Here is a 20,370-nt window from a genome sequence, read left to right as displayed (position 1 = left end):
GGTACGTGTGGGAACATAGCGGGCGTTCCGACGTCGGCATCGGTAGCTAAGGCCACAAAGGGGGTGCACCACGGCTCGCACCGCACCAGGTAGCGGCGCCCACCGCCATGCGTCGAGCGGGGCCACGCGTGCCGAGCATCCCGTGGTGTTGCTGGACGGCGCATCGAACCACCCGCGCGAACTGCTGGGCAACAAGGGCCACGGCATCCAGACGATGCGCCGCCACCAGCTCCCGGTGCCGCCAGCCTTCTGCATCACCACCGCGGTGGGGCTGCGGTACCTCGCCGACCCCGCGGCGACGATGGGCGCCATCTGGGACGACGTGCTCGACGGGATGGGCTGGCTGGAGACCCAGACCTCGCGCACGTTCGGACGGGGACCGAATCCCCTGCTGGTCAGCGTGCGCTCGGGAGCCACCCAGTCCATGCCGGGCATGATGGACACCATCTTGGACCTGGGCATCAACGACGACGTCGAGCAGGCGTTGGCGGTGGGCGACCCGACGTTCGCCCGCGACACCCGCCGGCGGTTCTGCGACATGTACCGACGCATCGTGGGCGGCGGTGAACATCACGACGTTCCGTCCGACCCGTACGCCCAATTGCGCGCCGGCGTCGAGGCCGTGTTCGCGTCGTGGAACTCGCCCCGTGCGGTCGCCTACCGCACCCACTACGGTTTCGGTGATCAGCACGGCACCGCCGTGGTCGTCCAGGCCATGGTGTTCGGGAATTACGGACCCAATTCCGGTGCCGGGGCGTTCATTTCACGCAATCCGATCACCGGCGACAACGAGCCGTTCGGCGAGTGGCTCCCCGGCGGTCAGGGCGACGACGTGGTGTCGGGATCGGTTGAGGTGCAACCGATCACCGCGCTGCGCGACGAGCAGCCGGCCGTCTACGACGAGCTGGTCGCCGCCGCCGGCACCCTCGAGCGGCTGGATGCCGACGTCCAAGAGATCGAGTTCACCGTCGAAAGCGGCAAACTGTGGTTGCTGCAGACCCGGGCGGCGGAGCGGTCGGCGCAGGCCGCGGTGCGCACGGCGCTGCAGCTGCGGCACGAGGGACTCATCGACGACGCGGAAACACTGCGGAGGGTGACCCCGGCGCACGTGCAGACCCTACTGCTTCCCGCGCTTCAGCCCGAAATACGCTTGGCGGCGCCGCTTTTGGCCAAGGGGCTGCCGGCCTGCCCGGGCGTGGCATCGGGCACGGCATACACCGACGTCGACGAGGCGTTGCGCGCCGCCGACCGTGGTGAACGGGTGATCCTGGTGCGCGATCACACCCGGCCCGAAGACGTGTCGGGGATGCTGGCCGCGCAGGGCGTCGTCACCGAGGTCGGTGGCGCCGCCAGTCATGCGGCGGTGGTCAGCCGCGAATTGGGCCGGGTGGCGGTGGTGGGCTGCGGCCAGGGCGTGGCGGCATCGCTGGCAGGCAGACAGATCACCGTCGATGGCGCCGAAGGTGAAGTGCGCGAAGGCCTTTTGACCTTGTCCGCGTGGTCGGAAGACGATTCGCCGGAGCTGCGCGAGCTGGCCGACATCGCACGACGCGTCAGCCCGCTGCGCGCTCACGTCACCGGCGACCATCCGCGGCTGGACGACAACTCCGACGCCGCCGTGCGCGCCGCCATCGACCGCGGACACACCGACGTGGTCTCGGCCACCCCGTTGATCGTCATGCTGACCGCGCTGCGCGTGGCCGCGGGGGCGGCGCCATGACCGAACTTGATGTGCTGCAAGGGGTCCGGCTCAAGGGCCGGGTGAGCAGAACCGATCTGGCCGCGACATTGGGCGCCGATCCCGGCGACATCGCCCCCATCGTCGAGCAACTGACCGCGGCGGGCCTGCTGGCCGAGGGCGCAACCATGCGGATCACCCGCGCCGGCAGCGACCGGTTGGCGACGCTGCTGGCCGAGGAGCGCGAGGGCATCGATGCGGGCGCGATGGCCGCCGCGTACAACGACTTTCGCGCCGTCAACGCCGACTTCAAGCGCCTCGTGACGGATTGGCAGCTCAGGGGAGGACCCGGCGGCGTTCCCAACACCCACGACGACGCCGAGTACGACGCCGCGGTGCTCGCCCGCCTCGACGGTGTGCATGCCCGCGCCGCGCCGATCGTCGAGGCCGCCGCGGCCCAACTGCCCCGGCTCAACGCCTACGCGACGAAACTGGCTGCGGCACTGGACAAGATCAAGGCCGGGGAGACCTCCTGGCTGGCCAGGCCGCTGGTCGACTCCTACCACACGGTGTGGTTCGAGCTGCACGAAGAACTCATCGTCGCCGTCGGCCTGACCCGCGAGGAAGCGGCCAGATCCGGCGACGCGCAATAGCTAAAGGGCCGCGTCGAGCAGCGCCGTGTAGGCGTCGATATCGGGAACGGCCGAGGCCGCCGCGTGCACGCTGATCGCGATGGTGTCGCCGATGCCGTGCACGCCGTGCGTCAGACCCATCATCGGCGACAGCGCCGGATAGCCGGCCGTCAGCACCACCGGGGCGCCGCCGAAACTCAGGTCGGCGGCGCCGCGGTAAACGCTGGACACCACGGTGTTGCCGGCCACCTGCGTCGGACGCTGGTCGAGGTCGAACTGGTCGATCCCCCAACGCAACAGCGGTGCGGGCACCGCGGCGAAGGCCCGGTCGGCGGTCCGCGTGGCCGGATGCTCGAAGCGGCGCCGGCCATCGGCCAACTCGGCGGCGATCCGCCGCAGCCGCGCGTCCAGATCAAGCTCTGGGTACAGCCCGACGACCACGTTCCCGAAGTGGTTATTGGCATGAGGCACACCGGGTTTGGCCATCGGGACTTCCGCCCCTAACGTCTCGGATCCCGGTCCCAGCAGCCGATACAGCGCGGTCGACACGGCGGCGAGAGCCCCGACGGTCACCGTGGGCCCGCGAAGCTGCGCGCGGGGACGCACCAGCGTGCGCACCGAGCGCGCGCCGTTCGGGCGGGCATTCGTCGGCAACAGCGGGCGGGGCGCGGCACCGGGCGTCAGCACGCCCGCGCGGATATCGCGGACCCGGCGGCGGTGGCCGCGGGCCGCCTGCACGGCCCGCCACGGCAGGAACCCCGCCGGCAACCGTCGCACCTCGGGCACCGGAACGTCCCGGCCGAACAGCCAGGCCGCCATCGCCGCACCGCGACCGCCGTCGGCCAGCGCATGCGCGAGCTGCACGACCGCGACCGCGCCCGGGCCGTCGACGCCCGGGATGCCGTCCACCGGCGTGAACAGGTGCACCCGCCAGGGCATCCGGCGAACGTCCAACTGGTTGTCGGCGAGGCCGGCCACCGCCGCCAGGCACGCATCCCAGCTGCGCTCGACGGGCTCGTGGCGCACGATCTGCCCCGACACCACCCGAGCGGGAACCCACTGCGGATACCTCAGCAAGGACCGGTCGTGGACCCGCACCGACAGGGCAGGGCAACCATTCGCCCGGCGGCGAACCTGTTCGACGGCGCGGCCGAGGTCGGCGGGCTCGCCGGCGAAGGCGTACAGCAGGAACTCGTCGCTGGGGATTTTCGCCGACATCCAGTAGAACTGCGCATCGACGGCCGCCATCCGGCGCGCAGCCATCGCGTCAGCCGGGTGGGCCGACGAACGCAAGCACCCGCTCGGCCACCTTCTCGGGCTGTTCGAGCTGCAGGAAATGCCCGGCGTGATCGATGATGGCCACGTCGCTCCCGGGCGGCAGCACTTTTTCCGTCCAGTGGGCGAAAGCCGGAGTCATGCAACCGTCGTCCAGGCCGTGCAGATACAAGCTCGGCAGGATGGGCGCCTCGGTCCAGCGCTCGTTCAGCTCGGCGTACCGCTGCGGGGGCTTGGTGTTGCGCAGGGTGGCCCGGTAGGTCCCCAGGGCCGCGCGCCAACTTTCCGGTGTGCCGATCGCGGCGTCGACGTGCCGCAAATCCTCGTCGGCGCCGCGATAGCCCGGCGACCATCGCCGCCACAACAGCGGCAAGATCCAGCGCGCGGAACGCTCTGGCAGCAAAGGCAATTGGAAGTAGAACATGTACCAGCTGCGCAACAACTGGCGCGGCAGCTGACGGGCCAGCCGGCCCCGCTCGCTCACCCGGCCCCGGAACGCGGCCGAGACCGGCACCGACATGATCACGGCTTTGGTGAACGGGCTGTTGGGCATCGCGGCCAGGCCGGTGGCGGCCAGCGCGCCCCAGTCGTGACCGATCACCACGTCGCGGTCGGTTCCTCCCGCGGCCGCCCGCACGCGCAGGGCGTCGTCCATGATCGCCCCGACGTGATAGCTGCCGTCCTCGGGAATCGACGAGGGCGCGTATCCGCGCATGAACGGCGCGATGACCCGCCAGCCCGCCGCCGCAAGGAGGGGGGCCATCTTGCGCCAGCCGTAGGCCGTGTCGGGAAACCCGTGCAGGCATAGGGCGATCGGGCCGTCGGCGGGTCCCCAGGTCAGCGCCTTGAGATCCCCGGGGGGCCCCGGCACGTCGATCCACCGCGGCTCGGTCATCTCGCGTTGTCCGCCATATCCACTCCTGTTCGGCGCGTCCGCACGGACAAACCTAACCCGTGGGACTCAGCGATGCACCGACCGGCGCGGAATATTCGTCAAATATGGCCCGCCTCAGGGGGTTTCGCGGTCAGAGTGAGTCATCACCGCGCGGGATCGCCGGACGCCTCCGCGGCCCGTTCCAGCTCGGCGATGATGATCTTGCGCATGCCGTACATCGCCCGGGTGGCGGCCGCCGCCCGGGCGCGATCGGGATCGCCGATCAATTCGTAGAGCCGATCGGGGACGATTTGCCAGCTCAGGCCGAAGCGGTCCTTGAGCCAGCCGCATTGCGATTCCTCGCCGCCGTCGGCCAACCGGTCCCAGTAGTAGTCGACCTCGTCCTGGTCCTTGCATCCGACCGTGAAGGAGACCGCCTCGCTGAACTGGAAGTGCGGACCGCCGTTGATCCCGATGAATCGCGCGCCGTCGAGCACGAAGCTGCCGGACAGGACGGTGCCGGGCTCCCCCGGTCCGGCGTCGGTGGTCCGGTTGAGCCCCTCGATGTGGGAGTTCGGGAACACCGAGGTGTAGAAGCCGGCGGCTTCCTCCAGGTTGTCGTCGAACCATAACGACGGGGTGATCGATGGCATGTGCATGGCCTCCTGGGTCGCTCGTGGGGGTTCGACAGACAGACCCCCGCGAACACGGAAAGTCATCGCGTCGTCGACCCGCGCAAGAGTGCTTATGCGACCTATGTAACGTCAGGACGCATGAGCACCGTCAGCAGCAGCCCCCAGACGGTTGAGTTTGCCGGCGCCAAGGGCATCACCCTGATCGCCGACGAATGGAATCGGGGCACCGATGCCGCCGGCCGGCCGAGCATTCTGATGCTGCACGGGGGCGGCCAGAACCGGTTTTCCTGGAAGAACACCGGTCAGAGGCTGGCCGACGAGGGTTTGCATGTGGTGGCCCTGGACTCCCGCGGGCACGGTGACAGCGATCGCTCACCCGATGCCGACTACGAGATCGAGACGTTGACGACCGACGTCCTGCGGGTGCTGGACGCGATCGGGCGGCCGGTGACCATCATCGGGGCGAGCATGGGCGGGTTGACCGGCATCCTCGCCGCGCACCGGGCCGGCCCGGCGAAGGTGACCCGCCTGGTGCTGGTCGACGTCGTACCCCGATTCGAGAAGGGCGGCAGCGCCCGCATCCGCGATTTCATGTTCAGCGGCCTCGAGGGGTTCGAGTCGCTGGAGGAAGCGGCCGACGCCGTCGCCGCCTACCTGCCCTACCGCAGCAAGCCCCGCAGCCCCGAGGGGCTGAAGAAGAACCTGCGCCTGCGCGACGGCCGCTGGTACTGGCACTGGGACCCGGCGTTCATGACCAAGCCCGGCGACGATCCCGAACTGCGCACCGAGAGCTTCGAGCAGGCCGCCAAGAACCTGAGGATTCCCGTCCTGCTGATCCGCGGCAAGCTCTCCGACGTGGTGAGCCCCGAGGGCGTTCGGCACTTCCTGGCCACCGTGCCGCGCGCGGAGTTCGTCGAGCTGTCCAACGCCGGGCACACCGCGGCCGGCGACGACAACGACGCGTTCAGCGACGCCGTGGTGAAATTCGTCCAACGCCACTGACCGGTTCGGTCAGTTCGCCGGCTTCTCCGCGTGCCCGCCGAATTGTTTACGCATCGCCGAGAGCGCCTTGTTGGCGAAGTCGTCGAGTGACCGCGAGGCGAAGCGCGACTGCAACGCGGTGGTCAACACCGGCGAGGGGACTCCCTCGTCGATCGCGGCGATGGACGTCCACCGTCCCTCTCCGGAGTCCGAGACGCGCCCGGAGAATTCCTTCAGCTCCGGGGATTCGTGCAGGGCGATCGCCGTCAGGTCCAAGAGCCAGGAGCCGATGACGCTGCCGCGCCGCCACACCTCGGCGACCTCGGGGATGTCGAAGTCGTACTGGTAGAACTCCGGGTTCGACAGCGGCGCCGTTTCCGCGTCACCTTCCTGGACGTGCTTGCCGATGTCGGCGTTGCGCAAAATGTTCAGCCCCTCGGCGAGCGAGGCCATCATGCCGTACTCGATGCCGTTGTGCACCATCTTCACAAAGTGCCCGGCGCCGGCCGGCCCGCAATGCAAGTACCCCTGCTCCGACGTCGCGACCTCGCCGTCGCGGCCCGGTGTGCGCGGGGCCGCGTCGACGCCCGGCGCGACGGTGGCGAAGATCGGCTCGGCGCGCGCGAACGCTTCGTCGTCACCGCCGACCATCAGGCAGTACCCACGTTCGCGGCCCCACACCCCGCCGCTGGTGCCGCAGTCCAGGAAATGAATTCCCTTCTCCGACAGCGTCTTTGCGTGGCTGATGTCGTCGCGGTAGTAGGAGTTCCCGCCGTCGATGACGATGTCGCCGGACTCGAGGGTCTTGGCCAGTTCGTCGATCACCCCGGTGGTGATCGTCCCGGCCGGCACCATCACCCACACGACGCGCGGCGCGGTCATCTTCTCGGCGAGCTCTTGCAGCGAGGACACCCCGGTGGTCTTGTCCTCCCCCGCCATCGCCTCCACCGCGTCGGGGTTGTGGTCGTACACCACGCATTCATGTCCTCCCGCGACCACGCGTCGGACGATGTTGGCGCCCATCCGGCCGAGGCCGATCATCCCAAGCTGCATGCTGTCCCTGGTCTCCTTACTGTTTCGTGGCCGTGCTGCGTGGCAGCCACGGCTCCTGCCAGGCGTGGTGGCCACGCACCAGCGCTTCGGCGGCCTCCGGCCCCCAGGAGCCTTGGTCGTAGTGGTGGATTCGACCCGGCTTGTCCAGCAACGGCTGCACGATCCGCCACGTCTCTTCGATGGCGTCCTCGCGGGCGAACAGCTGGCGATCTCCGTTGAACGCGGCGTAGAGCAGCCGTTCGTAGGGGCGTACCGGCTCGCCGAGATCCTCGGCGAACGACGAGTCCAGGTGAACGTCGTGCCACGAATCGCCGACCTGAGCGGACAGCTGCAGCCGCATCCCGGGGTCGGGGTCGATGCGCAGCACGATCTGGTTGGGATCGGGTGGGCGACGGTTGGGCAGGAACGAAAACCCGGGAACATGGTGCAGGAACATCCGGACCTCGGTGACCTTTTCCGGCAGCGCCTTGCCGGCGCGCAGGAAGATCGGCACGCCGGCCCAGCGCCAGTTGTCGATCTCGGTGCGCAGCGCGACGTAGGTCTCGGTGGTGGAATCCTTTGCCACGCCGGCGACTTCGGTATAACCGCGGTACTGCCCACGCACGCAGCGCTCCGGGTCCAGCGCGGGCATGGCCCGGAAAACCTCGGCCTTCTTGTCGTTGAGGTCGTCGTCGCCGGCGCCCACCGGAGGCTCCATGGCGACCAGCGCGAGCACCTGCAGCAGATGGTTTTGCACGACGTCGCGCAGCGCTCCCACCGCGTCGTAGAACTTGCCGCGGTCCTCGATCCCGAAGTCCTCGGCCATGGTGATGTGGATCTCGGAGATGCTCTCGCGGTCCCACAGCTTCGCCAGGCCGTTGTTGGCGAAGCGCAGGTACTGCAGTTCTTCGACGGGTTGTTTGCCCAAAAAGTGGTCCACGCGCAGGATTTGGTCTTCGTCTAGCACCGCGCGCAGCCGGGCGTTGAGGTCGCGCGCCGATTCCAGGTCGTGGCCGAACGGCTTCTCGATCGCCACCCGCGCCCGCTCCAGCAGGTCGGCCTTCGCCAGGTTCTCCACGATGGGCGCGAACAGCGCCGGCGGCATCTCGAGGTAGTAGAGCGGATGCGCGTCCGAATCGATCTTCTTGGCGAGCTGCTTGTAGAGATCGGCATCGGTGACGTCGCCGTGCAAGTAGGAGATCCGGCCGGCCAGCCGGTCGAACACCGCGTCGTCAAACTTCTCGCCCGATTTCTCGATGGCGTCGCGCGCGCGGTCCAGCAGCTGCTCGGTGGTGATGTCGTCGCTGGCCACGCCGATGATCGGGTGGTGCAGCTCGTCGCGGCGCTCGAGGCGATACAGGGCGCGAAACGTCATCTTGCGCGCCAGGTCGCCGGTGATTCCGAAGATCACCAGCAGGTCGGATGAATCACCGTCGCCGTCGGCCAAAACCGCTCCTCCCGAAAGTCACCTGATGGGACGCCCCTGAGATCACTACCCGCGGTCGGCGGACTCAACCCTAGACACTGCTCACAGGGCCGACAACCTAGCCGGACCGCGGCCTTGCAAGGATGACCGGCATGGGTGACGCGCTGCATGTCTCGGTCTACATTCTGGCCGGGTTTGCTGCGATCGAGGCCATCGGGTTGGTGGTGCTGTGGCAGCTGCTGGCGCGCAGTCAGCGCGAGCTCGACGAGCTGCGCCAGCGAAACGACGCCCGCAGCTGGTTGCTGTCGGGCGGCCGCGAAGCCGTGAAGACGGTGTGGAACACCGCCAACCTGGTGCGCAAGGAGGGCTTCGGGGCGGCAGTGCGCAGCTCGATCGAAGACCTCGCGGACTGGGCCGAGGTCGAACGGCCCGACCTCGCGCGGGTCACGCCGGACGGCCGGGTGGTGATCCTGTTCTCCGACATCGAGGAGTCCACCGCGCTGAACGAGCGCATCGGGGACCGGGCGTGGGTCAAACTGATCAGCTCGCACGACAAGCTGGTCTCGGATCTGGTGCAGCGGCGGTCCGGGCACGTGGTGAAGAGTCAGGGCGACGGATTCATGATCGCCTTCGCGCGCGCCGAAGAGGCGGTGCGCTGCGGGATCGACCTGCAACGCGCGTTGCGCAGGGACGCAAACCGCAAGCGGCACGAGGAGATTCGCGTTCGGATCGGCATCCATATGGGACGGTCGGTGCGCCGCGGCGATGACTTGTTCGGCCGCAATGTCGCCATGGCGGCGCGGGTCGCGGCACAAGCCGCCGGTGGCGAGATCTTGGTGAGTCAGCCGGTGCGGGACGCGCTTTCGGAGTCCGAGGGCATCCGTTTCGACGGCGGCCGCGACGTCGAGCTGAAGGGTTTTTCGGGCAGCTATCGGTTGTTCGCCGTTGAGCCCTCCTCCGATCCCGGCCCGGACTGAAGGCCTCCCCCTTCGTAGTCGGCCAACCGCTGATGCAGCCGATTGCGGACCTCGTCGGCGGTGTAGGCGCGTCGCTTGCGCTGATCGCGAGCCACCAGCACGCCCCCGGCGACGACGCCGGCGGCACCGGCCAGTCCCAGCCACTTCCACACACTGCGCATGAGACCAGGCTATGCGTAGTCCCCGTCGTCGCGCGCTGGTTGTGATTGACTGGTGTGCCCGCGAGGCACGGCACCGCGACGCGCAGGCGGGCTCAGGAGACGAGGAGATCGGCGAAAGCCGCAGCGGCGAACGGGCTTACACAACCATGCTCACCTTGAACCAAGCGCTCGAGGAAACCCGCACGGGCGATCTTTGGCTGTTTCGCGGCGGTTCGGGACCCGACCGTGCCATCCAGACCTTGACGAACGCCCCGGTGAACCACGTAGGCATGACGGTGGCCATCGACGACTTGCCGCCGCTGATCTGGCACGCCGAACTGGGCGACAAGCTCGCCGACCTGTGGACCGGGACGAACCACCGGGGCGTGCAACTCAACGATCTGCAGCAGTCCGTCTTGCAGTGGTCCCAGCGCTACCACCAGCGGTGCTGGCTGCGCCAGCTGACGCCGCCGGCCAACCGCGAGCAAGAGAACAAGCTGCTGCGCGTCATCGCCCGCATGGACGGCACCGCGTTTCCGACCACCATGCGCCTGACCGGCCGGTGGTTGCGCGGCCGCCTGCCGAACGCGTACGACTGGGCGCGCGGAATCCCGTTCGTGGACAGGAAGGTTCGAGAGTCGACGCTGCGGCGCAAGGAGCGCCAGCGCCTCGGCCTGGAGGCCGCCTACTGCGCGGAAACGGTGGCCATCACCTACGAGGAAATGGGTTTGATGGCCACGGAGAAGTACTCGAACTGGTTTGACCCCGGCTCGTTCTGGAGCGGTGACAGCCTGCCGCTCACACCGGGATACGCGCTGGGCGACGAAATCGAGATCGTAGTGGCCGGCTAGCTTGGGGGGAAGGGTGTCTGACCACGTACCACGTGTGCCCGTTGACGGTGTCGCACTGACGGCCATCGGCGTCGCCGTCATTCGCGCTCGCGAGTCCAGGCGGCCCGATCGGCTATATGACGACCCGCTCGCGCATCATTTCGTCGATGCGGCGCGCGCGGGCTTCACCGCGGAGCGTTGGGCACAACTGGAATCGCTGGCGGACCAGTTCTTTGACGGCCGCACCGTTGGGGTGCGGTTGGTCGATGATCGCCTTCGCGAAGCCGTGGAGGCAGGCGTCAATCAAATCGTGCTGTTGGGCGCGGGATTGGACACGCGGGCATTCCGGATGGGATGGCATCGGCGAGTCGCGGTCTTCGAGATCGACTTAGCCGAGCTGTTTGCGTTCAAAGAGCCGGTTGTGCAGGGGGCCGGGGCGGTGCCGGATTGCCAGCGACATGTCGTAGCCGCCGATCTGCGCGGCGACTGGGTTACGCCACTGTGCGAGAACGGCTTTCGTGAGGACGAACCGTCATATTGGGTTGACGAAGGCACGCTCGGTTTCCTGACGCAAGAGTGGAACCAGCACGTTGTGCGGACTCTGACGGGATTGTCCGCGCGAGGCAGTCTCTTCGGTGTCGGCCGTTTTATCAGCGACCCCGATGATGCCCGGTACCGGGATCTGCGAACCCTCGTTGCCGGGGAGGCAACCGTCCCCGCGACGGCGACCAACCCGGGCGACGGTGCTGAGTTCGACACCGAGCGATGGCTCAACGACCTCGGGTGGGACACCGAGTTCCGCAGCTGGAACGATCAGATCGCGCCGTTCGACCGGGACGTCACCGTCGCTGATTCTCGGGTCGGCACTATCGCGGCGCGGCGACGTTGATGGTCCAAGGCCGGCCGCCGACATCCGTGGCCGGCGGCTAGCCGACCGACATCTCGCCCATCTCGGACCATCCGGTGGCATCGATCGTCTGGTTGATGATCTTCGGCGTCGACTTCAACGCCTGCGGAAGTTCTTGCATGGCGCGTTTGAAGTGATCGCTGTTGACGTGGACACCGCCCGCCTCATCGTCGCGGAACGCCTCCACCAGGACGTACTCCGCCGGGTTGTCCAGGCTGCGCGACCACTCGAACCACAGGTTGCCTTCCTCGGCGCGAGTCGCCGCCGTGAACGCGGCGACGAGTTCAGGCCACCGGTCGGTCCAGTCGGGTTTGGTTTCGAACTTGACGACGATGAAGATCATTGCGGCCCCGCCTCGGTTCGCCGATTTCGGTGTGCCCGCACCGCGGGCAGCGCCAGCCTATCTGGCGGCGGGCACTGCCGCGGCGGGTTGTCGGGCGCGTTTCCGGTCAGCGAAGGCGGCAGCAAAGTGTTCTCACGAGTCACAAGCAACCCACGAGAAACTTTCGCCGCGGCGCGCACTTCCGCCACTTTTCCGAAGGCAGTGTCGTAGCTCACACACGACTCGGTGATCGTGTCATTTCACTATTGTGCCGGCCCATGGGATGGCCGCCGCCAATCGTCGGAAAGAACCGATAAATGGCCGACGGCACCTATTTCATTTGTTATGAATCCGCAATTACCGCGCTGTCGAACAAATACAATTAAAGTGCCGGCGGGGCGTCCATCGGCGGCGCCGGAGCGTCGATCAAAACGGCGGGCTCTTCCGGCGGGGGCGCGGGCGCGTCGGCCGGCGGAGGGGCGTCGGGCGGAGGCGGCAAAGCGTCCGCCGGCGGAGGGGCGTCGGGCGGAGGCGGCAACGCGTCCGGCGGCGGGGGGGCGTCCGGCGGCGGCGGCAACGCGTCCTCCAACTCCATCGGAAGGAACATGTGGTGCGTGAATCCGGCCTGGTAGGCGCCGGGGCCGCCCACGTGGACGCCGCCGCGCTCACCGCTGGCCACCGACGTCCCGTCGGGCAGCGTCACCGCGGTGTGGCCACCGTTCCATCCGATGACCAAGGCGTTGGGCGCGGTCCCGTATTGGAACCCTCGCGCCAGCAACGCCGCTTCTTCGTTTCCGGTATTAAATCGATCCCCAAAAACTGGCCTATCGGTTGCGGCATTCGCAATCCACGAAGCGAGTCCCGAACAATCGGTCCCGGCGGGAGAATCTCCGCCCGCGATATACGGCGTGCCGGAGACCTGATTGATCAACGACATCAATGTAGCAATAACGACCATGGGCAGCGAGGCTAGCAATAACATATATTGCCAACCAAAATTTGTGGCGCACGTCATTCGCTAAACCAACAATGACCTGTGCCGCAGCTAAAGCAAATTTATTACACACGGGTATATTTTTGGCGGCAAATTGCCCGCATTTAGGTGATTCCGTTTCAGGGCGATACCCCGGTCGCGTCGCCCATCAGGCGGGGTCGGGGCCCCGTTCGCTTTGCGCAATCTCGCGGTCAACGTCGGCCTGGTCCCGCTTCGCGCGCGCCTGTGCGCGCTGCACCCCTTCGTCGGCGCGCCGCAATCGCGCGCGTTCCTGCTCTTCGCTCGTGCCCTCGCGTTCGTCCGCGCGCTGCTCACGTTCGTCCGCCACCCGCTCGCGCTCGTCGGCAATCTGGTCGCGCTGATCGGCGACCCGGTCCCTTCTGCCGGCCAGAAATTCGCGCTTTCGGAGCTCAGCCTCCCGCCGGACCAGGGCCCTTTCGCGGTCCTCGAGCGCGTCGGCCCCGCATTCCGGCTCCTCGGACGGATCGGCGCGGTCGTCTGCGGCCACAGTTCACCCTAACGCCGGGAGTGCCGACCGTTGGCGCCGCCAAACGCGCCTGATCAAAGCGGGCCTGGCCCGCGACGGTGCCTGCTCAGATGGGCGTCCATATCCCGTTGTTCCACAGGCCCCAATCGGCGTCAGTCAGGTTCCACATCAGTTGAGCCCCCGGCGCCCACGCGGGTTGAGGTGGCTGCGGCGGCGCCCACGCCGGCGGGGGTCCCCAGGGGCCCCAGCCCGACGGGGCGGTCGGACCGCCCGGATGTTGCCAGTCGTGGCAGCGATTCCAGTCCCAGTCCAAGACGTTGCCCCAGGCCGGGTTCCACGGCTCGCCCGGGCACCAGTGGTCGGTGGGCGCCGGTGCCGCCTGCGCGTGCGGGCCGCCGGCCAGTCCCAACGCGGACAATGCCAACAAGCTGCCCACCAGCACGCGCATAGCCCGCCTCGGCCACGGTCCCGTTCGCTTGACAGTTGCCATCTCCCAAGGATTTCCCTGGACCGGGATCCGGGCAAGTAGTTGTTCGGGCCGTCTGGAACCCCAGGCCCCCTCGATCACTTCCTTCGCCCGGTTACCTACGAGTTCGTAGCGGGCTTCGACCGCATCGCGCCCCGGATAACTCAGGCATCGAAGAGTGCGATGCCCGCATCGACCGACGCAGCCTTCAACCGCTTGTCTCTCGTCCACAGCTGCGCGCCTTCAACCAGGGCGACGGCGGCCATGAGATGGACGTCGACCGCACTGAGACCGCGTCCATACAGTTTGCGTTGACCGGTGAGGTGAAGGATCTCGGCGTGCTGGACGGTCGGAAACTGGCGAAGATTCGCGAGGAGGTCGAGCACCACCTCACGTCGCGAGATCGACCCCAGCGCCAGCTCTTCGATGACCAGCGCATGACAGCCAACTTGGTCGATCTCCAGCAGCTTGACTAGCCGCAACTCCGCGGTGTGTAGATGATCGATCCACACCGCGGTGTCAACGAGGATCATCCAGTCCCACGGCGGCGCCGGGGAGCGGCCACCGCCCCGGCATCCGTCCCGCCGAGCGCGGCAAGTCGGCGAGCGCTTTCCACCCTGATCAGCGTCTGCAATCCCTCGCGGAGCAACGCGACGTTCTCGCGCACGCCGGTCAACTCAGCAGCCTTGGCCAACAGGTCGTCGTCGATCGTGACTGTGGTCCGCATCTGCACCTCCGCGAGCATCATTGATGCTATTCATGATGCCACGTCGGCGCCTTTCCGTCGAGGCGTTCGTCCGCCTCATCGTGGCCCCCGGCGATCAGAGCCCGAACTTGGCGCGCGCCTCGTCCGTGACCGGAGTGAACAGGTTGACGAGGTTTCCGTCGGGATCCCGGAACAGCAGTGCGCGGTTGCCCCAGGGCATGGTCGTCGGGGTCGTCACGACCTCGGTGACACGCTCGCGCAGCCGCTCGAACTCGGCGTCCACGTCCTCGACGAGGAATTCCACGATGGCGCTGCGGTTCGCCGCCGGCTCGGCCGATCCCGCCCCGAACAGGGGCACCGTCTTGTCGCTACCGATGGCCAGCGTGCCGGCCGGGGTCGGAATCTCCGCGAATAACTCGTTGCCCCACACGGCCGCGATCTGGGTGACCATCTCGTAGAAACCCACCAGCCGCTTGACGTCGGCGGTGATGATGCGGGTCGATACGAACTTCATGCGGTCCTCCTGCAGGCCCCTAGCGGTGTGGGTGTCGTGCGCGAAGGATGCTAACCGCCACCCCCGACACGGCGGCGGTCATCGGGCCGGCAGGGTTCTCCTGGCCTGCATCGTGACGCCCAGGACTGTGTTCGCCAGGTCCGGCCGACTCTTCGCGAAGGCACGAATCGTGCGATAAAACGACCAAAGTTGGCGAGGCGTAGGGATTTTCGGTACCCAGGCCAACTCCCAATGAATCCCATTGATCGGGTCGTCGAAGAACACCGCGTAGTAGCCGGGCCAGTACTGCGGGTACTCCTTCGGCTCGTCGGTGACGGGGATCGCGCGTTCGACCAAGAATTCACGATGGAAGCGGTCGACCTCGGTCCTGCTGCGCGCCCACAACGCGATGTGGTTGATGCCGACCGCCTGGTCGGAGTGCGTCAACTTGTCGCCGGTGCGGGCGGGCTGGATGCCGATGTAGCTGTGCGGGTTGACATTACGGGTCATGTAATACGTCGACTGGTATTCCATGTTGAGCGACGAGAAGCTGCTGTAGCCGAGCCAGCCGAACAACGCGTCGTAGAACGCGATCGAGTCGTCGTAGTCCAGCACCGCGAACTCGACGTGACACACACCCCGCCACCGCATAGCGCCTCCTCCGTGTTGCCGTTGACGCGATCGCCTCACCGGTAAACGTCGCGGCGATGCGCGATGTGGATGACGCGGACCACCACCCGTTCGTCGAAGATCCGGTAAATGACGCGAAACTCGCCCCTGCGCGCCGAGTATCGCCCTTCCAACTGGCCGCGAAGCGGCTTGCCCACCCGCTGCGGGTTCTCCGCGAGCGGACCCCGAATGAACTCCCAGCAAGCAATGGCCACTGACTCGGGCAACAAATGAGTGAGCGCCCTCTTCGCAGCTGCCGTCATCTCGATTCGATACGTCACCGCGGGAGCCGGCCGACAGCACGCATCTCCTCGGTCACCTGATCGAGTGTGTAGAGCGCGCCGTCCTCTGCCTCTGACTCTGCCGCTCGGACTTCGCGCATCAAGTCTTGATCGCTGAGGATGGCCAGAGTTTCCATAATCGAATCGAAGTCATCCGCGCTGAGAATCACCGCCGCGCGGCGACCTTGCCTGGTGACCTCGATGCGCTCATGGGTCCGGACGGCCTCGTCGACCAGCTTGGAAAGGTTGGCTCGGACCTCGGCCAGCGGAAGCGTCGACATGTACAGAATTCTAGCGCGTTATAGGACAAGTCGAGGTTCTCGACCTAGGGGTCGAATCGGAAATCCCCCGTCACCGTCGGGCAAGATCATTCCTCGTCCCAAAGTTCTCGGTAGAACCGAATCCGTTCCAGGTCTGGTTCGATTCCGTAGGCCCCGAAAAACAGGTGGTCGTAGCTCTTCCCGAAGTTCGCATCCCAACTGATGCTGTAGGTCGCGATAGCCAAGTCGGCCCATCGATCCGCAACACCAAGCCGGCTGAGATCGACGTGCCCGGCGAACTCACCCGCGCTGTCCAGCAGGGTGTTCGGCACGCACGGATCGCCGTGACAAACCACCAGGCTCGCCGACGCCGGCGCTGACGGCTCGCGTGACGACCAGCTGCCACGGTAAGGACAGCCGTCCACCGGCAACGTGTCGTGGAACCGGCGTAACCCCATGGCGATCGCCCGAACGGCAACCTCCGGATCGCCGCGCCATCGGACATCGCAAGCCGGTGTCGCGTCGATCGCCTCGGTTACCAGCCAAGCAGCGTCCCCGTCCTCACCGAAATCAAGGACTCCGGGAACTGGGACGAACTGACCCGCCCACCGCAGCTTCTCGGACTCCACGGCGAGATCCACATCGCCGCGTACCGCGGGGCGCACGCCAGCATAGGACTGCCACTTGATGTAACGGGTCCCCTTCTGACCACGAGACCGAAACGTCAACCCGTCCAGCTCATTACGCCAAACGAGCTCAATCTTGTCCGTCCCGGCAAGATCCAAGACCCGGCCCGGGATGTCTATGGCGGCGTCAGGGACACCTGCTGTCACCCGTCCCTCGCTCATCCTTGACCGCAGACGGTCACACGTTGAACCGGAACTCCACCACGTCACCGTCGGCCATGACGTAGTCCTTGCCCTCCATGCGGACCTTGCCGGCCGCCTTGGCCGCCGCCATCGAACCCGCGGCGATCAGGTCGTCGTAGGACACGATCTCGGCCTTGATGAAGCCTTTTTCGAAGTCGGTATGGATCACCCCGGCGGCCTTGGGAGCGGTGTCGCCCTGGTGAATCACCCAGGCGCGCGCCTCTTTTGGGCCCGCCGTCAGGTAGGTCTGCAGCTTGAGTGTGTGAAAACCGGCCCGCGCCAACGCATCCAGCCCCCGCTCGGTTTGCCCGATGGACTCGAGCAGCTCGGCGGCGGACTCGTCGTCGAGCTCCTGCAGCTCGGCCTCGATCTTCGCGTCCAGAAACACCGCGTCGGCGGGGGCGACCATCGCGGACAGCTCGGCCTTGCGGGCGTCGTCGGTCAGCACTGACTCGTCGGCGTTGAACACGTACAGAAACGGCTTGGTGGTCATCAGGTTCAGCTCGCGCAGCAGGGACGCGTCGACGCCGGCCGCGAACAGCGTCTTGCCCGAGTTCAGCACGGCCTCCGCGGCGACGGCCGCCTCATGCACGGGCTTGCGCTCCTTGTTGTTGCGGGCTTCCTTCTCCAGCCGCGGCACGGCCTTTTCCAGGGTTTGCATGTCGGCGAGGATCAGCTCGGTCTCGATCACCTCGATGTCCGAGCGCGGATCGACCTTGCCGTCGACGTGCACGACGTCGTCGTCGGCGAACACCCGCACCACCTGACAGATCGCGTCACACTCGCGGATGTTGGCCAGGAACTTGTTGCCCAGCCCGGCGCCCTCGGACGCGCCCTTCACGATCCCGGCGATGTCGACGAATGTGACCGGCGCCGGCACGATTTTCTCGGAATCGAACATCTCCGCCAGCTTGTCCAGCCGCGGATCGGGCAACGGAACGACGCCCTCGTTGGGTTCGATCGTCGCGAACGGGTAGTTGGCCGCCACCACGTTGTTCCGGGTCAGCGCGTTGAACAAAGTGGACTTGCCGACGTTCGGCAGGCCGACTATTCCCAGGCTCAGGCTCACAGGGAGCCAAGTCTAGGGGCACGGCGGCGTGGGCCTCACGCGGCCGATGGTGCGCGACAATGGGGCACGCCACAGGATCGCTACGAGGTATTTACGAGCCTTTCGGTCCATTCCCGGTACGGTCTACATGTGTCAGCACAGCGGGCTAGTGCGACGGTGGATGGTGCTCACCGTTCGGTCCACCCCAACATCCCAGGCGCCCCCTGGTATGCGGCCCTGCTTATCGCCGTCACCGCGACAGCTATCGGCTACGGAATCGACGCTGGTCACAAGGAACTGACCCACGTCTTCGCGGGCTTCTATATAGCGGGTTGCGTGGCGGCGGTGCTCGCGGTGCGCCAGGACGGCATTTTCACCACCATCATCCAGCCGCCGCTGATCCTGTTCTGCGCGGTGCCCGGTGCCTACTGGCTGTTCCACGACGCCAAGGTCGGCCGCCTCAAAGACCTGCTGATCAATTGCGGCTATCCGCTCATCGAGCGCTTCCCGCTCATGCTGGGCACCGCCGGCGCCGTCCTGGCGATCGGGCTGGCCCGCTGGTATTTCGGAAACGCCCAGGGCGCGAAGGCGGCGAGCACCGCGGCCGATTCCGCCGGCGCCACCGGTGTCGACGTCAAGTCCTTCTTCAACAGCATCGGCGCCAAATTGCAGTCGGCGCTGCAGCCCGATGCCGACGACAGCGACGAGGCCACCGAGTCGCGCCGCGGCCGCACGTCGGGCTCGTCGGCCAGGACCCGACGAACGGCGCGTGACGGTCGCTCCGCCACGCGTTCCACGCGTTCTCGCTCCCGGCATGCGCGACCGCCCCTCGACGACGAGTCGGTCGAGCGGCCCGAGCGCCCAAGGCGCAGCACTCGTCGGTCGGCCCGCGACTACGACGCCGAACCGCCCCGTCGGTCACGGCGCCGGCCCAGGCCGGAGGGCGACCCGGACTTGCGCGGCCAAGCCCCCCGGGAGCCGCGCCGCGAGCCGCGCACCCGCCGCAATCCCTACGAGCGCCCCTACGACCGGCCCGCGCCCCGCGGCAGCCGTTTCGACGGCTTTGAGCCGTACGGCGACAGGTACGAGGAGAGCCGCGAGCCCTACGAGCCGCGGCGCCGGCGGCCGCCGTCGACCGGGAGCGGCGGCACGCATCACCCCATCTCGCAGGTCCGCTACCGTGGCGGCACCCAGGACCAACCGCGGGAGCCGCACACCGAGCGCCGGAGTCGCTCACGCACAGCGGGTCGCGCGCACGGGCGGCCCGCGGCGGAATCCTGGGAGTACGACGTCTAACGGCGCGGCCCGGCGTAGCGGGTCACCGCCAGCGGTCCAAGGCCCTCAGAGGGCTGAGCGGATCTCGCGCGGCAGCGCGAACACGAGGGTCTCGTGCGCGGTGGTGACCGGTTGCACCAGGTCAAAGCCGCACTCAGCGAGCCGCTCGAGCACCCCTTGCACCAAGACCTCGGGAACGGACGCCCCGGACGTGACTCCGACCGTGGTGACACCTTCGAGCCAGGCCGGGTCGATGTCGTCGGCCCAGTCGACCAGGTGGGCCGCGGCGGCCCCGCCGCCCAACGCCACTTCCACCAGGCGCACCGAGTTCGACGAATTGCGCGACCCGACGACGATCACCAGCTCGCACTCCGGCGCCATCGCCTTGACCGCAACCTGCCGGTTTTGGGTGGCATAGCAGATGTCGTCGCTCGGCGGGTCCTGCAGCTTGGGGAATCGTTGCCGCAGCCGTTCGACGATTTCCATGGTCTCGTCGACCGACAGCGTGGTCTGGGAGAGCCACACCACCTTGTCCTCGTCGCGGACCGTCACGTTGTCCACGGCGGCGACCCCGTCGACCAGCTGCACATGGTCGGGCGCCTCCCCGGCGGTGCCGACGACCTCCTCGTGGCCCTCGTGGCCGATGAGCAGGATGTCGTAGTCGTTGCGGGCGAATCGCCGGGCCTCGTTGTGCACCTTGGTGACCAGGGGGCAGGTGGCGTCGATGGTGTGCAGGTTGCGTTCGGCGGCCGCCGAGTGCACCGAGGGGGCGACGCCGTGCGCGGAGAACACCACGATGGCGCCTTCGGGCACCTCGTCGGTCTCCTCGACGAACACCGCACCGGCCTTCTCCAGCGTGCTGACCACGTGCCGGTTGTGCACGATCTCGTGACGCACATAGACCGGCGGCCCGTGCTTTTCCAGCGCGCGCTCCACGGTCTCGACGGCCCTGTCCACGCCCGCGCAGTAACCGCGCGGCTCGGCCAGGAGCACGCGCTTGCGGGTCGGGGGGACGGCGACCGAGCTGGCTGCGCCAAGAATCCCCATGTCGACGGTCGAGGGCATGTCCCCCAGGGTACGTTCTGCCGACACGGGGCTGCCAGCTCGCGGCGG

At 67.5% G+C, this 20,370-nt stretch carries 26 protein-coding genes; 7 read left to right on the top strand and 19 right to left on the bottom strand.

All coding sequences use genetic code 11. The features are described 5' to 3' along the window. Nucleotides 1-142 precede the first annotated feature (142 nt). Together K883_RS14720 and K883_RS14715 are read left to right on the top strand one after the other, a co-directional pair. Nucleotides 143-1,720: a pyruvate, phosphate dikinase gene (locus tag K883_RS14720; protein ID WP_020821866.1), complete on the top strand. Its 1,578-nt coding sequence runs from the start codon at nucleotides 143-145 to the stop codon at nucleotides 1,718-1,720. Then, nucleotides 1,717-2,331, top strand: coding sequence for a hypothetical protein (locus K883_RS14715; RefSeq protein ID WP_020821865.1), 615 nt, complete (start codon nucleotides 1,717-1,719; stop codon nucleotides 2,329-2,331). Before K883_RS14720 ends, K883_RS14715 begins: the two co-directional genes overlap by 4 nt. On the opposite strand, the gene K883_RS14710 is transcribed toward K883_RS14715, so the two are convergent. The 3 genes from K883_RS14710 to K883_RS14700 form a co-directional block, all read right to left on the bottom strand. Beyond that, on the bottom strand, nucleotides 2,332-3,573 hold the full coding sequence (locus K883_RS14710) for a WS/DGAT domain-containing protein (protein ID WP_036454812.1): 1,242 nt from the start codon (nucleotides 3,571-3,573) through the stop codon (nucleotides 2,332-2,334). Nucleotides 3,574-3,577: 4 nt separating this feature from the next. Then, complete coding sequence (locus tag K883_RS14705; protein WP_036454810.1) at nucleotides 3,578-4,480, bottom strand: alpha/beta fold hydrolase; 903 nt, start codon at nucleotides 4,478-4,480, stop codon at nucleotides 3,578-3,580. Nucleotides 4,481-4,623: 143 nt separating this feature from the next. Then, nucleotides 4,624-5,112: a VOC family protein gene (locus K883_RS14700; RefSeq protein ID WP_036455540.1), complete on the bottom strand. Its 489-nt coding sequence runs from the start codon at nucleotides 5,110-5,112 to the stop codon at nucleotides 4,624-4,626. A 120-nt stretch (nucleotides 5,113-5,232) separates the two neighbouring features. Between K883_RS14700 and K883_RS14695 the strand changes: the two genes are divergently transcribed. After that, nucleotides 5,233-6,096: an alpha/beta fold hydrolase gene (locus tag K883_RS14695; protein ID WP_008254400.1), complete on the top strand. Its 864-nt coding sequence runs from the start codon at nucleotides 5,233-5,235 to the stop codon at nucleotides 6,094-6,096. A 9-nt stretch (nucleotides 6,097-6,105) separates the two neighbouring features. Here the strand turns inward: K883_RS14695 and gnd are convergent, their stop codons facing one another. Together gnd and K883_RS14685 are read right to left on the bottom strand one after the other, a co-directional pair. Continuing rightward, complete coding sequence (gene gnd / locus K883_RS14690; protein ID WP_332459553.1) at nucleotides 6,106-7,203, bottom strand: phosphogluconate dehydrogenase (NAD(+)-dependent, decarboxylating); 1,098 nt, start codon at nucleotides 7,201-7,203, stop codon at nucleotides 6,106-6,108. Continuing rightward, complete coding sequence (locus K883_RS14685) at nucleotides 7,145-8,554, bottom strand: glucose-6-phosphate dehydrogenase (protein ID WP_008254396.1); 1,410 nt, start codon at nucleotides 8,552-8,554, stop codon at nucleotides 7,145-7,147. Before K883_RS14685 ends, gnd begins: the two co-directional genes overlap by 59 nt. Before the next feature lie 122 nt (nucleotides 8,555-8,676). On the opposite strand from K883_RS14685, the gene K883_RS14680 reads away from it, so the two are divergent. Further along, nucleotides 8,677-9,510: an adenylate/guanylate cyclase domain-containing protein gene (locus tag K883_RS14680; protein ID WP_036428593.1), complete on the top strand. Its 834-nt coding sequence runs from the start codon at nucleotides 8,677-8,679 to the stop codon at nucleotides 9,508-9,510. Here K883_RS14680 and K883_RS26825 read toward each other — a convergent pair. Continuing rightward, the gene (locus K883_RS26825; protein ID WP_072501223.1) at nucleotides 9,462-9,671 is read right to left on the bottom strand and encodes a hypothetical protein; all 210 of its coding nucleotides are present in this window, start codon (nucleotides 9,669-9,671) and stop codon (nucleotides 9,462-9,464) included. The genes K883_RS14680 and K883_RS26825 overlap by 49 nt on opposite strands. Nucleotides 9,672-9,817: 146 nt before the next feature. Here K883_RS26825 and K883_RS14675 point away from each other — a divergent pair, with 146 nt between their 5' ends. Both K883_RS14675 and K883_RS14670 read left to right on the top strand, forming a co-directional pair. Then, on the top strand, nucleotides 9,818-10,501 hold the full coding sequence (locus tag K883_RS14675) for a hypothetical protein (RefSeq protein WP_036455537.1): 684 nt from the start codon (nucleotides 9,818-9,820) through the stop codon (nucleotides 10,499-10,501). Between the two features lie 34 nt (nucleotides 10,502-10,535). After that, entirely contained in the window at nucleotides 10,536-11,369 is an 834-nt protein-coding gene (locus K883_RS14670) for an SAM-dependent methyltransferase (RefSeq protein ID WP_036454808.1), read from the top strand. Between the two features lie 37 nt (nucleotides 11,370-11,406). Here K883_RS14670 and K883_RS14665 read toward each other — a convergent pair whose 3' ends face one another. From K883_RS14665 to ychF, 12 genes are all read right to left on the bottom strand, one after another. Further along, on the bottom strand, nucleotides 11,407-11,730 hold the full coding sequence (locus K883_RS14665; protein WP_036454806.1) for a putative quinol monooxygenase: 324 nt from the start codon (nucleotides 11,728-11,730) through the stop codon (nucleotides 11,407-11,409). Nucleotides 11,731-12,091: 361 nt separating this feature from the next. Beyond that, the gene (locus K883_RS14660; protein WP_369798894.1) at nucleotides 12,092-12,724 is read right to left on the bottom strand and encodes a peptidoglycan endopeptidase; all 633 of its coding nucleotides are present in this window, start codon (nucleotides 12,722-12,724) and stop codon (nucleotides 12,092-12,094) included. A 127-nt stretch (nucleotides 12,725-12,851) separates the two neighbouring features. After that, nucleotides 12,852-13,211, bottom strand: coding sequence for a hypothetical protein (locus K883_RS27920; protein WP_042910935.1), 360 nt, complete (start codon nucleotides 13,209-13,211; stop codon nucleotides 12,852-12,854). Nucleotides 13,212-13,296: 85 nt separating this feature from the next. Further along, nucleotides 13,297-13,680 (bottom strand): hypothetical protein, encoded by a 384-nt coding sequence (locus K883_RS14650; protein ID WP_051701158.1) that lies wholly within the window; start codon nucleotides 13,678-13,680, stop codon nucleotides 13,297-13,299. Between the two features lie 140 nt (nucleotides 13,681-13,820). Next, nucleotides 13,821-14,189, bottom strand: coding sequence for a type II toxin-antitoxin system VapC family toxin (locus tag K883_RS14645; RefSeq protein WP_036454801.1), 369 nt, complete (start codon nucleotides 14,187-14,189; stop codon nucleotides 13,821-13,823). Beyond that, nucleotides 14,186-14,383, bottom strand: coding sequence for a type II toxin-antitoxin system VapB family antitoxin (locus tag K883_RS14640; RefSeq protein ID WP_036455532.1), 198 nt, complete (start codon nucleotides 14,381-14,383; stop codon nucleotides 14,186-14,188). Before K883_RS14640 ends, K883_RS14645 begins: the two co-directional genes overlap by 4 nt. Before the next feature lie 94 nt (nucleotides 14,384-14,477). Continuing rightward, nucleotides 14,478-14,876, bottom strand: coding sequence for a VOC family protein (locus tag K883_RS14635; RefSeq protein ID WP_036454800.1), 399 nt, complete (start codon nucleotides 14,874-14,876; stop codon nucleotides 14,478-14,480). Nucleotides 14,877-14,954: 78 nt separating this feature from the next. Continuing rightward, the gene (locus K883_RS14630; RefSeq protein ID WP_036454798.1) at nucleotides 14,955-15,506 is read right to left on the bottom strand and encodes a VOC family protein; all 552 of its coding nucleotides are present in this window, start codon (nucleotides 15,504-15,506) and stop codon (nucleotides 14,955-14,957) included. A 35-nt stretch (nucleotides 15,507-15,541) separates the two neighbouring features. Continuing rightward, entirely contained in the window at nucleotides 15,542-15,751 is a 210-nt protein-coding gene (locus K883_RS14625; protein ID WP_369798893.1) for a type II toxin-antitoxin system RelE family toxin, read from the bottom strand. A gap of 50 nt (nucleotides 15,752-15,801) precedes the next feature. After that, nucleotides 15,802-16,086, bottom strand: a complete 285-nt coding sequence (locus tag K883_RS14620) for a type II toxin-antitoxin system Phd/YefM family antitoxin (protein WP_020821851.1) — start codon at nucleotides 16,084-16,086, stop codon at nucleotides 15,802-15,804. Between the two features lie 86 nt (nucleotides 16,087-16,172). Next, nucleotides 16,173-16,898: an aminoglycoside 3'-phosphotransferase gene (locus K883_RS14615; RefSeq protein ID WP_231504840.1), complete on the bottom strand. Its 726-nt coding sequence runs from the start codon at nucleotides 16,896-16,898 to the stop codon at nucleotides 16,173-16,175. A gap of 31 nt (nucleotides 16,899-16,929) precedes the next feature. Beyond that, nucleotides 16,930-18,003 (bottom strand): redox-regulated ATPase YchF, encoded by a 1,074-nt coding sequence (ychF, locus tag K883_RS14610; RefSeq protein WP_008254380.1) that lies wholly within the window; start codon nucleotides 18,001-18,003, stop codon nucleotides 16,930-16,932. 129 nt (nucleotides 18,004-18,132) lie between these two features. Between ychF and K883_RS14605 the strand changes: the two genes are divergently transcribed. Next, nucleotides 18,133-19,278 carry a DUF6542 domain-containing protein gene (locus tag K883_RS14605; RefSeq protein WP_179945068.1) on the top strand — a complete coding sequence of 382 codons (1,146 nt, stop codon included), beginning with the start codon at nucleotides 18,133-18,135 and terminating at the stop codon, nucleotides 19,276-19,278. Nucleotides 19,279-19,323: 45 nt separating this feature from the next. Here the strand turns inward: K883_RS14605 and K883_RS14600 are convergent, their stop codons facing one another. Then, entirely contained in the window at nucleotides 19,324-20,322 is a 999-nt protein-coding gene (locus tag K883_RS14600) for a 4-hydroxy-3-methylbut-2-enyl diphosphate reductase (RefSeq protein WP_036454792.1), read from the bottom strand. Nucleotides 20,323-20,370: the final 48 nt, after the last annotated feature.

The sequence above is a fragment of the Mycobacterium sp. TKK-01-0059 genome (assembly GCF_000709305.1).
GTDB classification, from domain to species: Bacteria; Actinomycetota; Actinomycetes; order Mycobacteriales; family Mycobacteriaceae; genus Mycobacterium; species Mycobacterium intracellulare.
This window is presented reverse-complemented; position numbering and strand designations above follow the sequence as displayed.